The organism is Microbacterium sp. NPDC089695 (assembly GCF_044749085.1).
In the GTDB taxonomy this organism is placed as follows: domain Bacteria; phylum Actinomycetota; class Actinomycetes; order Actinomycetales; family Microbacteriaceae; genus Microbacterium.
In genome coordinates, this window is record NZ_JBIVHG010000003.1 from 172,818 (window position 1) to 186,297 (window position 13,480).

The 13,480-nt window shown below is 70.1% G+C and carries 13 protein-coding genes; 3 read left to right on the plus strand and 10 right to left on the minus strand.

Features of this window, described 5'->3' with window-relative positions; all coding sequences use genetic code 11:
* Nucleotides 1-24: 24 nt before the first annotated feature.
* The 7 genes from ACIPYT_RS15425 to ACIPYT_RS15455 all read right to left on the minus strand — a co-directional run bounded on the left by ACIPYT_RS15425 (nucleotide 25) and on the right by ACIPYT_RS15455 (nucleotide 8,631).
* Nucleotides 25-1,566, minus strand: coding sequence for a molybdopterin-dependent oxidoreductase (locus tag ACIPYT_RS15425; protein ID WP_401076151.1), 1,542 nt, complete (start codon nucleotides 1,564-1,566; stop codon nucleotides 25-27).
* 28 nt (nucleotides 1,567-1,594) lie between these two features.
* Nucleotides 1,595-2,764, minus strand: a complete 1,170-nt coding sequence (locus tag ACIPYT_RS15430; RefSeq protein ID WP_401076154.1) for a glycoside hydrolase family 1 protein — start codon at nucleotides 2,762-2,764, stop codon at nucleotides 1,595-1,597.
* 31 nt (nucleotides 2,765-2,795) lie between these two features.
* Nucleotides 2,796-4,499 carry an ABC transporter ATP-binding protein gene (locus tag ACIPYT_RS15435; RefSeq protein ID WP_401076156.1) on the minus strand — a complete coding sequence of 568 codons (1,704 nt, stop codon included), beginning with the start codon at nucleotides 4,497-4,499 and terminating at the stop codon, nucleotides 2,796-2,798.
* Nucleotides 4,500-4,504: 5 nt separating this feature from the next.
* Nucleotides 4,505-5,419 carry an ABC transporter permease gene (locus ACIPYT_RS15440; RefSeq protein ID WP_401076159.1) on the minus strand — a complete coding sequence of 305 codons (915 nt, stop codon included), beginning with the start codon at nucleotides 5,417-5,419 and terminating at the stop codon, nucleotides 4,505-4,507.
* Nucleotides 5,416-6,396, minus strand: a complete 981-nt coding sequence (locus ACIPYT_RS15445; RefSeq protein WP_401076162.1) for an ABC transporter permease — start codon at nucleotides 6,394-6,396, stop codon at nucleotides 5,416-5,418. Before ACIPYT_RS15445 ends, ACIPYT_RS15440 begins: the two co-directional genes overlap by 4 nt.
* A complete protein-coding gene (locus ACIPYT_RS15450) occupies nucleotides 6,393-8,057 on the minus strand; it encodes an ABC transporter substrate-binding protein (protein WP_401076165.1) in 1,665 nt (554 codons plus the stop codon). The genes ACIPYT_RS15445 and ACIPYT_RS15450 overlap by 4 nt, the downstream gene beginning before the upstream one ends.
* Before the next feature lie 130 nt (nucleotides 8,058-8,187).
* On the minus strand, nucleotides 8,188-8,631 hold the full coding sequence (locus tag ACIPYT_RS15455) for a MarR family winged helix-turn-helix transcriptional regulator (RefSeq protein ID WP_401076168.1): 444 nt from the start codon (nucleotides 8,629-8,631) through the stop codon (nucleotides 8,188-8,190).
* Nucleotides 8,632-8,688: 57 nt separating this feature from the next.
* Between ACIPYT_RS15455 and ACIPYT_RS15460 the strand changes: the two genes are divergently transcribed.
* A complete protein-coding gene (locus ACIPYT_RS15460; protein ID WP_401076170.1) occupies nucleotides 8,689-9,057 on the plus strand; it encodes a VOC family protein in 369 nt (122 codons plus the stop codon).
* Between the two features lie 8 nt (nucleotides 9,058-9,065).
* On the opposite strand, the gene ACIPYT_RS15465 is transcribed toward ACIPYT_RS15460, so the two are convergent.
* The 3 genes from ACIPYT_RS15465 to rsmI form a co-directional block, all read right to left on the minus strand.
* Nucleotides 9,066-10,160 (minus strand): LacI family DNA-binding transcriptional regulator, encoded by a 1,095-nt coding sequence (locus ACIPYT_RS15465; protein ID WP_401076173.1) that lies wholly within the window; start codon nucleotides 10,158-10,160, stop codon nucleotides 9,066-9,068.
* 61 nt (nucleotides 10,161-10,221) lie between these two features.
* Nucleotides 10,222-10,839: a class I SAM-dependent methyltransferase gene (locus ACIPYT_RS15470; protein WP_401076175.1), complete on the minus strand. Its 618-nt coding sequence runs from the start codon at nucleotides 10,837-10,839 to the stop codon at nucleotides 10,222-10,224.
* Complete coding sequence (rsmI, locus tag ACIPYT_RS15475; protein ID WP_401076178.1) at nucleotides 10,836-11,657, minus strand: 16S rRNA (cytidine(1402)-2'-O)-methyltransferase; 822 nt, start codon at nucleotides 11,655-11,657, stop codon at nucleotides 10,836-10,838. The genes ACIPYT_RS15470 and rsmI overlap by 4 nt, the downstream gene beginning before the upstream one ends.
* A 35-nt stretch (nucleotides 11,658-11,692) precedes the next feature.
* Between rsmI and ACIPYT_RS15480 the strand changes: the two genes are divergently transcribed.
* Both ACIPYT_RS15480 and ACIPYT_RS15485 read left to right on the plus strand, forming a co-directional pair.
* Complete coding sequence (locus ACIPYT_RS15480; protein WP_401076181.1) at nucleotides 11,693-13,249, plus strand: dolichyl-phosphate-mannose--protein mannosyltransferase; 1,557 nt, start codon at nucleotides 11,693-11,695, stop codon at nucleotides 13,247-13,249.
* An 11-nt stretch (nucleotides 13,250-13,260) separates the two neighbouring features.
* Nucleotides 13,261-13,479: a hypothetical protein gene (locus tag ACIPYT_RS15485; RefSeq protein WP_401076183.1), complete on the plus strand. Its 219-nt coding sequence runs from the start codon at nucleotides 13,261-13,263 to the stop codon at nucleotides 13,477-13,479.
* Nucleotide 13,480: the final 1 nt, after the last annotated feature.

Sequence of the window (13,480 nt, forward strand, 5' to 3'; positions counted from 1 at the left end):
GTCGTATGACCGGGGGTTACGCGCTCAGCCGACGGCCACGTCGATGCGATGCCACCCCTGCGCACCGTCGGGCGCGGGCGCCGCCGGCTGCGAGGTCTGCGTGTCGCCGTCGGTGCTCACCGCGCGACACTCGATGCTGTGCGATCCGGTCGTCGCCGTCCACGGAAGCCGCCACTGCACCCAGGTGTCCGCCGAGATCGGACTCGCGACCTCGGCCCGCTGCCAGGCGCCGCCGTCGACGCGCACCTCGACGCCCTCGACGCCGACGTGCTGCTGCCACGCCATGCCCGCGATCACGGCGTCCCCGGGGTCGATGCTCTGACCGCGGCGCGGCACGTCGATGCGCGACTGGAGCTTGACCGGACCGCGGTCCGACCATCCCCGCGTCGTCCAGTACGCCGTCGCACGATCGAAGCGCGTCACCTCGAGGTCGACGACCCATTTGGTCGCCGACACGTACCCGTAGAGCCCGGGCACGACCATCCGCACCGGGAAGCCGTGCTCGATCGGCAGCGGGTCGCCGTTCATGCCGACTGCGAGCAGAGCGTCGCGGTCGTCGGTGAGCGCCTCGATCGGCGTGGATGCCGTGAAGCCGTCGGACGAGGTGGAGAGCACCATGTCGGCATCGGCGTCGACCCCCGCCCGCGCGAGCAGCTCGCGGACGGGATGACCGAGCCAGCGGGCGTTGCCGATCAGCGACCCGCCCACCTCGTTCGACACGCACGCGAGCGTCACGTACGACTCCTGCATCGGGAGCGCCAGCAGCTCGTCCCACGTCACCACGATCTCGCGGTCGACCATGCCGTGGATGCGCAGCCGCCAGTCGGCCGGGTCGATGCGCGGAACGATCAGCGCGGTGTCGATGCGGTAGAAGTCGGCGTTGGGCGTCACGATCGGGGCGAGCCCCGGGATGCCGAGGTCGGCGCTCGCAGGCACCGGAGCCGCCGGTCGTGCGGCCGACGGCAGCCGGAGGGCGGCGCGGACCGCCTCGATCGACCTGGTCGCGCCGCGCGCGACGTTTCCCACAATGAGCGCCGCGACGCCCGCGGCGGCGACCCCCGCCGTCCAGAGCAGGAATCGCCGTCGCTCCTCGGGCTCGGCGCGGAGGTAAGGGATCGGCTTCACCACGCGCATCAGCAGCCGCAGCGCGACCACCGCGACGACACCCGCCACGAGGCCGGGGAGCCACGCGAAAGGGCCGGCGCCCGGTCTGGTCATCGCGACCACGAGAGCGAGCGCCCCGAGGGCGCCGAGCACGACCGCGCCGATGCCCGCTCGACGAGCCTCCAGGATGCCGGACAGCGCCGCGACCGCCGCGAGCACGATCGCGATGCCCGTGATCAGCGCGGCCTTGTCACCGGTGCCGAACAGCGCGATCGCGGTGTCCTTCGCCCAGGCGGGCGCGAGGTCGATCAGTCCGCTGCCGATCACGGCGACCGGACTGGCCGCGGGCTCCACGATCGCCGCGACGAGTTCGCCGGCGCCGACCGCGAGCACGGCCGCGCTCAGCCCGGCCGCCGCCGCGCGGAGGCGGACGCGGCGACGCGCGGTCATGACGTGGGCCATTGACCGAGCGTAACCCCGCGTGAACCCCTCAGAGGCCGTTGCGCGTGGCGACCTCGCCGAGCCAGGCGAGCGAGGGCTTGGGCGAGCGCGCGAACGTCTCGCGGTCGAAGCCGATCAGCCCGAAGGTCGGCCGGTAGCCGCTCGCCCACTCGTAGTTGTCGAGCGCGCTCCAGTGCTGGTAGCCGCGCACCTCGATGCCGTCGGCGATCGCCCGGTGCAGGCCTTCGAGCGCGCCCTGCGTGTAGGCGATGCGCCTGGTGTCGTCGCCGGTGGCGATGCCGTTCTCGGTCACGAGCACCGGGACCCCGCCGCTGCGCTCCCAGGCGCTGCGCACGCCCATCTCGAGTGCCTCGGGGAAGAACTCCCAGCCGGTCAGCGTGGTCTCGACGTCGGGCGAGACCGGTCGCGGACCCTCCGGACCGATGAACGTGCGCGTGTACGCCTGCACCCCGACGAAGTCGTCTCCCGCCGACTGCTCGAGGTACCAGTGATCGCGCGGGTCGCCGTACTCGGCGAGCATCTCGTCGGCTCCCGGCTCGCCCGTGGAGTGGAACGCCTGCGTGGCGATCGTCCATCCCGCCTGGATGCCGGAGCGCGAGTGCAGGATCTCGGAGGCGCGGTGGTGCGCGTCGAGCAGCGTGTCGGCGACCGCGAGGTCGGGGTCGGGCAGGCCGTAGGCCACGAGGTTCGCGGCATCCTCTCCCCCGGCGAGCATCGCGGCGATGTTCGGCTCGTTGATCGTGCACACGTAGGTCACGTCGTCGAGGATCGGCAGGACCGTCTCGACGTAGCGGGCGAACAGGTCGACCGCGTCGGAGGCGCGCCAGAAGCCGTCCTTCTGGAACCACTGCGGCACCGTGAAGTGCATGAGCGTCACGGTCGGGTCGAGTCCGAGCCCGAGCGCGGTGTCGATCATGCGGCGGTAGTGGTCGAGCATCGCCCGCGAGATGAACCCGCGCTCCGGCTCGATGCGTGCCCACTCCACCGAGAAGCGATACGAGTTGAGGCCTGCGGCGGCGAGCAGGCCCATGTCCTCCGGATAGCGGTGCAGGTGGTCGGCAGCGTCGCCCGAGGGCTCCACCATCGGCGAGCCGGGAGCGTGCTCCATGGTCCACCAGTTGCTGGTCGTGTTGTTCCCCTCCACCTGGTGGGCGGCGGTCGCCGCGCCCCAGAGGAAGCCGTCAGGGAAGGTGAGCACGAGTGCTCCTTTCGATCGTGCGGGTGTTTCTCTATCGCGAGATGCGTGCGGGGTTGGGCACGGCATCCAGCAGTTGGACCGTGTACGGGTCCTCCGGATGCTGCAGCACCTCGGCCGTCTCGCCGCGCTCGACCACGCGTCCGCTGTTGAGAACCAGGATGTTCTCGGTCACGAGACGTGCGCTCAGCAGGTCGTGCGTGATGTAGAGCATGCTGATGCCCCAGCGCTCACGCAGGTCTTCGAGCAGCGCGAGCACGCCGGCGCGCAGCGAGACGTCGAGCATCGACACCGGCTCGTCGGCGATCAGCACCTGCGGGTCGCTCGCGAGCGCACGCGCGATCACGACGCGCTGACGCTGGCCGCCGGAGAGCTGGTGCGGCAGTTTGGCAGCGAACTGCTCGACGGGGGTCAGGCCCACGGTCTCGAGCAGTTCGAGCACGCGCGCCCGCGCCTCCGCACCGCGCAGCGAGGTGTAGTTGCGCACCGGGCGGCTGAGGGCGTACTCGACCGTGTGCAGCGGGTTGAGCGCGGCATAGGGATCCTGGAACACCATCTGCACGTCCTTGCGCAGATCGCGCAGCCCCTTGCGTCCCAGCGACGCGACATCGACGTCGCCGAAGCGCACGCTCCCCTCGGTCGGCTTCTCGACACCCGTGATGAGCTTCGCGAGCGTCGACTTGCCCGAGCCGGATGCACCCACGAGCGCGAGCGCCTCACCGGGCTCGAGCCGGAACGACACGTCGTCGACCGCCACGACCGGCTTCTCGCCTCGGCGCGGCGGAGCGTAGCGCTTGGTCACGCCGTCGAGCACGATCGCGGCATCCGCTCGACGGGTGTCGCGCTGCGACACGGTCGGCACGGTCTCGGTCACGTCGGTGCGGGAGGTGCCCTCGCGACGACGCGTACCCAGGTCGACGAACCCCGGGATCGAGATGGACTCGGCGCGCGGGTCGGCGTAATGGCTCAACAGCATCCGCGTGTACTCGTCCTGCGGGCGCTGCAGGATGTCGAGGCTCGGGGCGTCCTCGACGATCCGCCCCTCGTGCATGACCATCACCCGGTCGGTGGCCTCGAGCACGATGCCGAGGTCGTGACTGATCAGGATGGCGGTGAAATGCTCGGAGTGCTGCAGCTCCTTGATCGTGTCCATGACGGCGTGCTGCACGAGCACGTCGAGCGCCGTGGTCGGCTCGTCGAACACCATGAGCTGGGGCTCCAGCGACAGAGCCAGCGCGATCGACGTGCGCTGACGCATGCCGCCCGACAGCTCGCCCGGGTAGCGCGAGAGCACCGCGGGGTCGAGCCCGACCTTGCCGATCAGCTCGCGTGCCCTGGCCTCGCGCTCCCCCGTCGGCACGTGGCCGTGCGCGGCGAAGATGTCGCGGAAGTGGTTGCCGACCGTGCGCACGGGGTTCAGCGCGTTCATACCCGACTGCAGCACCATCGCGAAACCGCCCTGGCGCTGACGGCGCAGCTCCTCGGCATCCAGCTCGCGGATGTCGCGCCCGCCGAACAGGATGCGCCCGCCGCTGATGCGCGCCGGCGGCTTCTGCAGCCGCGTGAGCGCGAAGCCGAGCGTCGACTTGCCCGACCCTGACTCGCCGACGAGTCCGACGAACTCACCGCGACGCAGCGAGAACGAGACGCTGTCGACGGCGGTGACGGGCGTCGCCCCGGGCGAGGCGTACTCGACCGAGAGGTCCTGCACGTCGAGGAGGATGTCACTCGTGGTCATGGCGCTCATCGCCCCTTCCCTTCGCGCAGGCGCGGATTGGAGATGCCGTCCACGCCGAAGTTGATGAGTGTGAGGCTCAGCGCCAACAGTGCGATGCACAGACCGGGGGCGAACAGCAGCAGCCACTGCCCCGTGAGCAGGGAGTTGGAGTTCTGCGCCCAGTAGAGCATGGTGCCCCAGCTGACGATGCTGGAGTCGCCGAGACCGAGGAACTCGAGCCCCGCCTCCGCGAGGATCGCCGCGGTCGCCGCCCCGAAGAGCGTGCCCGCGATGATCGACGTCATGTTCGGCAGGATCTCGCGGAACACGATGCGGGCCCGGCTGTCGCCGGAGAACTGCGCCGAGGTGACGAAGTCGTTGCCGCGCAGCGACTGCGTCTGGCTGCGCAGCACGCGCGCGCCCCATGCCCAGCCGGTCACCACGATGACCGCGATGATCATGAGGATGCCGCCGTTCTGCAGGTAGGCCGCGATCACGATCATGAGCGGGAGCCCGGGGATCACGAGGAACAGGTTCACGATGAACCCGACGACCTCGCCCGCGAAGCCGCGCATGTACCCCCAGCTGAGGCCGATCAGCACGGCGACGATGGTCGAGAGGATGCCGGCGGCGAGGCCGACCAGCAGGCTGATCTGCGATCCGTAGATGAGCTGACTCAGCACGTCCTCACCCGCGGCGGTCGTCCCCAGCCAGTGCGCGGCCGAGGCGTCGGCGTTGCGCTCGAAGGAGTTGTCCTTGGGGCCGTAGGGCGCCAGCAGCGGCGCGAACACCGCGATCAGCACGAAGAGTCCGAGGATGATGAGGCCGAGCCGGGCCTTGCCGTTGGCCCACAGCGTGCCCACCATGCGGCCGAACGAGCGCCACGGGCTGGGCGCCGCGATGCGGTCGGTCGGGACTTTGACGTTCATGGTTGTAGTCATCGGCGAGTCCTCGGGTCGAGAACCCCGTAGAGGATGTCCACGAGGAAGTTGGCGATGAGCACGCTCACGGTGATCATCAGGAACAGCGCCTGCATGAGCGGGTAGTCCTGCCCGATCACGGCGTTGAAGAGGAGGTATCCGATACCGGGGTACTGGAACACCTGCTCGACGAGGATCGATCCGCCGACGACGCCGCCGAGCGTGAGCCCGAAGCCGGTGAGGTTCGGCAGGATCGCGTTGCGGGCGGCGTAGCGGAGCGCAATCGTACGACCGCGCAGGCCGTTCGCCTCCGCGAACGTCACGTAGTCCTCACCGAGCGTGTTGATCATCGCGTTGCGCATGCCGATGATCCAGCCGCCGAGCGAAGTGAGCAGGATCGTCAGAGCCGGGAGCACCGCGTGCCGCGCGAGGTCGGCGATGAAGTCGCCCGTGAAGCCGGGGGTCGTCGTCGCGGCGTACGCGCCGGTGGTCGGGAACCAGTGCAGCACGTACCCGAGGAAGAACAGCAGCAGCAGCGCCGTCCAGAAGTACGGGAAGGTGCTGAGGAACGATCCGGTCAGCGTGGGCAGGGAGTCGAGCCAGGTGCCGCGGCGCCAGGCTGCGGTCACGCCGATCAGCGTGCCGATCACGAACGCGAGGATCGTGACGATGCCGACCAGGCCGATCGTGTACGGCAGGGCGGTCGAGACCATGCTCGACACGCTCTGCGGGTAGAACGTGTACGAGACGCCGAAGTCCAGCCGCACGACCTGTCCGAGGTACGACACGTACTGATCCCACAGCGAACCGGTGGGCACGCCGAGCTGCGCCTCGATCGCCGCTCGCGTCGCATCCGACACCGGGCCGTTCTGCGCGAGCTTCGCGATGGCCGCGTCGGCGGGCGACCCGGGCATCATGCGCGGGAGGAAGAAGTTCAGGGTGACGGCGGCCCACAGCGTGAGCACGAACAGTCCGACCTTCTGCAGGACGTACTTCACTGGTCGTCTCCCTTCACGCGCTCGAGCCTCGTGAAGATCATGAGCGGCGCGGAGTCGTAGTTCTGCGGGATCATGTACGGATCGTCGGCCGAGGGCCAGCCCGTGAACTTGGCGTCGTTGAACAGCCCCCAGCTCCCGCCGTAGTAGAGCCCGATCACCGGGAGCTCGTCGTACACGACGTTCTGCAGCTCGTACGTGATCTCGGTCTGCCGCGCGGGGTCGATCGTCTCGCGGTACTCGGCGAGCAGCGCGTCGACCTCGTCGGACTGGTACCGCTCGAAGTTGTTGGCCGTGGCCTCCCCGGACGGGACGTAGAACTGGCTCGACAGCAGGTTGTTGTAGGCCTGGTAGACGTCGCCGCCGCCCATGCCGCCGATCGCCATCTCGAAGTCGCCGTTGCTGATCGCGCTCTGGTAGCCGGCGGGCTGCGGCAGCTTCAGGCTGACCTTCACGCCGACCGCGGCGAGCTGCCGCTGCACGGCCTGCGCGGCGCGCGTCCAGTCCGAGTAGCCGTTGGCGGTGGTGAGCGAGAACTCGAGCTGCTCGCCGTCGGGGCCCACGAGGCGGTCGCCGTCGAGCGTGTAGCCCGACTCCGCGAAGGCCGCGAGCGCGGCATCCGCATCCTGCGTGATCATTCCCCCGTCGGGGATCGACGGGTCGAGGTACTCCTCCTGGTTGGGGAGGATGAGGCCGGTCTGCCCTGCGGGCTCCATGTACCCCTCGGATGCCGTCTCGGCGATCTCCTCGCGGTCGAGCGCGAGCGCGATGCCGCGGCGCACGTTCACGTCGTCGAAGGGCGCGACCTCGAGGTTCGGCAGCAGCGCGATCACGCCGACAGGCGGGAACCACCACTCGTTGTTCGGGCTCGCGGCGCCCCAGGTGCCCTCGACGTCGGAGATGAACGAGTACGACCAGTCGTAGCCGCGCGTCACGGTGTCGAGCTGGGTGTTGGTCGAGGGCAGGATGATGTGCTCGATCTCGATCTTGTCGGCCTGCCAGTAATCGGGGTTCTTGTCCACCGAGTACTGCTGGTCGTTGTAGTTGCCGAGCACGAAGGGTCCGGTGCCGACCGGATCCTCGTTGCGGAAGGTGCCGGGATCCTTCACATCCGCCCAGATGTGCTCGGGAACGATCATGGTGAGCCCGAGGATCGGGAGCGCGGGGGCGTCGTCGCTCTGCAGGTGCATGATCACGTCGTCGCCGTCGACCTCGACGCTCTCGAGGTGCTGCCACGCGCCCTTGATGTCGAGCGAGGGGTTGTCCTTCAGCAGCTGGAAGGTGAACGCCACGTCGTCTGGCGTGAGCTTCTCGCCGTCCGACCACTCGACGTCGTCGCGGATCGTCATGACGACGGTGCGGGCGTCGGGCTGCGACCACTCGCTCGCGAGCCACGGGTTGAGCGAGTTGTCGAGCGGGTTCACGAGGATCAGCGGTTCGTAGATCCACCGCGACGCCGTACGCGTGTTCGTCAGATACGGGTTGAAGTTCCGCGTGAAGAACGGGTTGCCCTTGTCGGCGTTGATGAGCATGGTGTCATCGCCGATGGAGGGATCGGGCTGCGAGCTGATCTGGATGCTGCATCCGCTGAGCACGACGGCCGCTGCCGCCAGGCCAACGATCGCGGCTCTCCGCCAGCGTCGGAGCATGTGCGTCTTCGCCACGCTGCCACCTCATGTCGTCTGTGTCATGAAGGGGTTCCGCACGTCGGAACACCCTGCGACCGGAGCCGCATCACCGAGTGTAAGCGCATACATTTGGGGAATGCAACCCCTCGCGCGAGGGGTGCGCGCCCTAGCGGCCGGCGCGCAGGGCGTCGACCATGCTCCGGAGACTGCGGAGCGCGGCATCTCGATCATCCGCCGAGAGGCCTGCGAGCATGCGCTGCTCGACGCCGCGGATCGCGGCACTGGCCTGCTCCAGACTGCGCCGCCCCCGTGGCGTGAGGCGCGCGGGCAGCGCCTTGCCGACCGGGGCCTCGTCAGGTCGCGTGACGAATCCGTCGCGCTCGAGAGCCTGCAGCAGCACGTTCATCGACTGCCGGGTCACGAAGGCACCCCGCGCGAGCTCGGAGTTCGAGAGCCCGGGCCGCTGAGCGAGGAGTTCGAGGCAGGAGTAGTGCGTGACCGTCATGCCGAGCGGGCGCAGCACCTCCTCCATCGCGACGCGCAGCGCGCTCGAGGCCTCCTTGAGCAGGTAGCCGAGGGAAGTGTCCAGATCGATTCCGTCTTGACGCATGTCAGTATTCTGACATAGAGTCGAATGTCAGATAACTGACACGAAAGGACTCCGCCCATGCCCGTCACCGGCCCCGATTTCGTCTCCCTCCAGGTGCGCGACCTCCCTGCGTCCCAGGCCTTCTACGAGAAGTACCTCGGACTCGTCCGCTCCCCAGCAGGCCCTCCGCACGCCGTCGTCTTCACGACCACGCCCATCGCCTTCGCGCTGCGCGACATCGTCGAGGGCACCGACCTCGACGGCCCGCCGCACCCGGGCGTCGGCACCGCGCTGTGGATGCACGCGACCGAGGTGCAGGCGATCCACGACGCCCTCGTCGACGACGGACACCCGATCATGGCGGCGCCGATCGACGGCCCGTTCGGCCGCACGTTCACGTTCGCCGACCCCGACGGCTACCGCATCACGCTGCACGACCGGGCCTGAGCGCCGGCTCACGACGCGCGGGAGCTCTCCCTGACCAGGATCTGCAGCGGCAGCCGTACCGTCATCGGCTCGGCGTCCGGGTGCTCGAGGCGCCGCGCGAGCAGCTGCACGGCCGCCCGGCCGAGGTCGATCATCGGCTGACGCACCGTCGTCAGCGCCGGGCGGGCGAGCGCGGCGGCCTCGATGCCGTCGAATCCGGTGACCCGCACGTCGTCGGGCACCCGCACTCCGGCCGCCCGGAACGCGTCGATCGCGCCGAGCGCCATCTGGTCGTTCGCCGCGATCAGGGCGCTCGGGAGCCCCCGCTCGATGAGCTCCGCGCCCGCGCGACGTCCGGACTCACGCGTGAACTCGCCGCGCAGCAGCGTGACGGCATCGGCGGTCGCTCCGACCTCGGCGAGCGCAGCCGTGAAGCCCTCCCAGCGCTGCGCGCCGTCGGGGGAATCCTCGGGTCCCGCGAGATACGCGAGCCGGCCGGGCGGGCAGTCGCGCAGCACGAGACGAGTGAGCTCGGTCATCGCCGCGGCGTTGCTGACCGTCACATGGTCGTAGCTGTCTCCGCGCGGCGGACCCGACAGCACCACCACCGGGATGCGCTGCGCGAGCCGCGCCAGAACGTCGTCCGGCACGCTCTGCGCGAGCACCATGAGCCCGTCCACCCGGCCGGCGATGTCGCGCACGGTCTCGCGGGAGGGGTCGTCGCGTCCCACGCCGATCATGAGCACGAACCCGCGCTTCCACGCCTCCAGCTCCGCGCCGCGCAGCACCTCGTCGAGGAACAGCATGGCGGGCTGGGGCACGGCATCGCCCGACTCGTGCATCACGGTGAACGGCGGAGCAGGACGGTCACCGAAGACGTCGAGCATCGGTGCGTCCTCGGCCGCATCGAAGCCCGGGAAGTACAGGCCGAGCACGCCCGTGCGGCGCTCGGCCAGTCCGCGCGCGCTTCCGCTGGGCACGTAGCCGAGTTCGGCGACCGCCGAGAGCACGCGCTCGCGGGTCGCCGGACGCACGGCATCCGGCTGTCGCAGCACGCGCGACACCGTCGCGATCGAGACCCCGGACCGGTCTGCGACGTCGTAGACCGTCGCCTTCCTGCTCACGCTGACTCCTCCTCGGTCGCTCGCTCGGGTGTGCACCAGGGTAACCCGGGTGCCGGAAGGATCAGACGCGGCGAGCGAGAAGAGCCCCGTGCGGACGCCGACTGATCTCGCCGGGGATGCGGTCGCGGATCTCACTCCACTCGACCTCGAACCCCGTGTCCGCGAGCATCTCGCCGAGCGCCTCCGCCGACCAGAAGTACGCCGCGGTCACCGCGTGCGCGAACGGCTCGCCCGGCTCCCCGTCGAAGAAGCCGAGCAGGAGCGTGCCGGCAGGCCGCAGGACGCGCGCGAACTCCGCCAGTGCGAGCGGCGCCTCCTCAGGAGGCGTGTGGATCAGCGAGTACCAGGCGAGGATGCCGGCGAGCGAGGCGTCCTCTGCGGGCAGTGCGCGGAAGGACCCCACCTCGAACCGGATGCCGGGATGCCGGGTCCGCGCGACCGCGACGAACTCCGCACTGAGGTCGACGCCACGGGCCTCCCGTCCGCCCTCCGCGAGGAACGCCGTCCAGTGACCGGGTCCGCACCCGGCGTCCAGCAGCGCGCCGGCCGTATCGTCGCGCCAGCCCCGGATCGTCGCGATGTCGCGCGGATCCATCTGCGCGAGCTCGCCCGCGATGGCGGTGTACTCCTCGGCACGCGCGTCGTAGGCTGCGGCGATCGCGCGGGACGTCGCGCTCATCCGTGGCGGGCGGCGAGCGCCGCCTGGTACAGGTCCCGCGACGAGAGTCCCGTGGCGGCGGCGACCTCGGCGCACGCATCCTTCAAGCGGATGCCGGACGCGACGAGTTCCTGCACCTGCGCGAGCGCACTCTCGGGCGACGCGGCGACGCGCGGAGCACCCTCCACCACCACCACGATCTCGCCCTTGACACCGGCGGATGCCCACTCGACGAGCTCTGCCGCGGTTCCGCGACGGACCTCCTCATAGAGCTTGGTGAGCTCACGGCACACCGCGATGCGACGCGCGTCGCCGAATGCGGCGCCCATGTCGGCCAGGGCGCCTGCGAGACGGGCCGGCGACTCGAAAAAGACCATGGTGCGCGGTTCTGCCGCCAACGCCGCGAGGGCCGAACGCCGCTCGCCGGGCTTGCGAGGCAGGAACCCCTCGAACGTGAAGCGGTCGGTCGGCAGACCCGAGATCGCGAGCGCCATCAGCACGGCGCTCGGCCCGGGGATCGCGGTGACCGTGACCCCCTGTGCGACGGCCTCGGCGACGACGCCGTACCCCGGATCGCTGATCGCCGGCATCCCCGCGTCGCTCACGACCACGACGTCCTGCTCGGCGGCGAGGGCTGCGAGCTCGGCGGCCTTCTGCTTCTCGTTGTGGTCGTGCAGCGCGATGAGCCGCGGACGGTTCTCAATAGCCAGCGCCCGCAGCAGGTGCGCGGTCGTCCTGGTGTCCTCCGCGACGACGACCTCGGCGTTCTCGAGCACCTCGACGAGGCGGCGCGACACGTCGCCCAGGTTTCCGATCGGCGTGGCGGCGAGGATGATCACCCGCCCAGCTTAGGCGCGTTGTCTAGGCTGGAGCGGTGACCGAGCCCGTACCGCTGCTGCCCCCTCCCGAGGAGCGGCTGACGCGCTACGGGGCGCTGCGAGACCGCATCCTGCGCGATCCCGACTGGAACCGGATGCTGCGCTGGTTCGCCCCGCTCGTGGTCACCGCCGTCGCCGCGGTGCTGCGCCTCGTGAACCTCGGCCACCCGCACCAGCTCGCATTCGACGAGACCTACTACGTCAAGGACGCCTGGTCGCTGTGGACGCTCGGCTACGAGGGCACCTGGGGCGAGGGCGCGAACGAGGCGTTCATCACGCTGCAGAAGCTGCCCCTGTCTGACGTCGGGTCCTTCGTGGTGCACCCACCGCTGGGCAAGTGGCTGATCGCGCTGGGCATGGCGATCGGCGGGCCGGACAACACGGTCGGCTGGCGTCTCGCGACCGCCCTGCTCGGCACCGCGACCGTGCTGCTCGTCTACCTCGTCGCCCGTCGCCTGACCGGGTCGATCGTCGTCGCGACCGTCGCCTCCGGCCTCCTCGCGATCGACGGACTCAGCATCGTGATGAGCCGCACCGCCCTGCTCGACGGCCCGCTCACGTTCTTCCTGCTGCTCGGCGCCCTGTTCATCCTGTACGACCGCGAGCAGACGATCCCCGCGCTCGAACGGCCGGACGCCGACGCCCCCGACCCGATGTGGGGGCGCGTGCTGTGGCGACGTCCGTGGCTTCTCGCGGCGGGTGTCGCCCTCGGCGCCGCCTCAGCCGTCAAGTGGTCGGGCCTGTACGCGCTCGCCGCTTTCGGACTCTACGTCGTGGTGACGGATGCGCTCGCGCGGCGTCGTGCGGGCGTCGTGCTGTGGCCCACTGCCGCCGCCTTCCGCCAAGGGCCCGTGTCGTTCGTGCTGCTCGTGTTCCCCGCCCTCCTCACCTACCTCGTGAGCTGGACCGGGTGGCTCGTCACGTCGGGCGGGTACTCCCGCCACAGCGATCCGAACCCCCTGATCGCGCTGTGGAACTACCACAAGGCGATCCTCGACTTCCACGTGGGCCTCACTCGCGGGCACCCGTACGCGAGCCCCGCGTGGGAATGGCCGTTCCTGCTGCGTCCCACCGCGGTCTGGGTCGACTCCGACCCTGCGCCCTGCGGCGTGGACCACTGCATCGCGGTGATCTCGACGATCCCGAATCCGGTCATCTGGTACGCGAGCGTCGCCGCCGCCGTCTACCTCGTCTACGTCCTGGTGCGCGCGTGGATCCTTCGTCGGCCGACGCCGGGCCCGGCACTCACGTTCCCACTCGTCGGCCTCGCCGCCATCTACATTCCGTGGTTGATGTTCCCCGAGCGCACGATCTTCCAGTTCTACACGGTCGCGATGGCGCCGTTCCTCGTGATCGCGCTCGCCGTCGTGCTGCGGCGGATCGCCGGGCGCCGCAACGAGCCGCTGCCTCGCCGCCGCTCCGGCGAACGCGCCGTCCTGATCTTCCTGGGAGTGGTCGTGCTCGTCTCGGCGTTTTACTACCCGGTCTGGACGGGGATGAGCGTGCCCTACGAGTTCTGGCTGCTGCACAACTGGTTGCCGGGCTGGGTCTAGGACAGACAGTCATGGGCGAACCCTCCGGCTTCGAGTACGCGGTGCGCGGCGACGACGTGGTCATCCGTCATCGCGGACGGGTCGCGACCGTGCTCCGCGGCGAGCGCGCGACGCGGTTCCTCGACGACGTCGAGAGCGGTGATCCGCAGCTGCTGATGGCGCGCCTGACCGGCGACTACCGCCGCGGCAACGAGCGCACGGCGAAAGAGCACCCCCGCAACCGGGGATGAC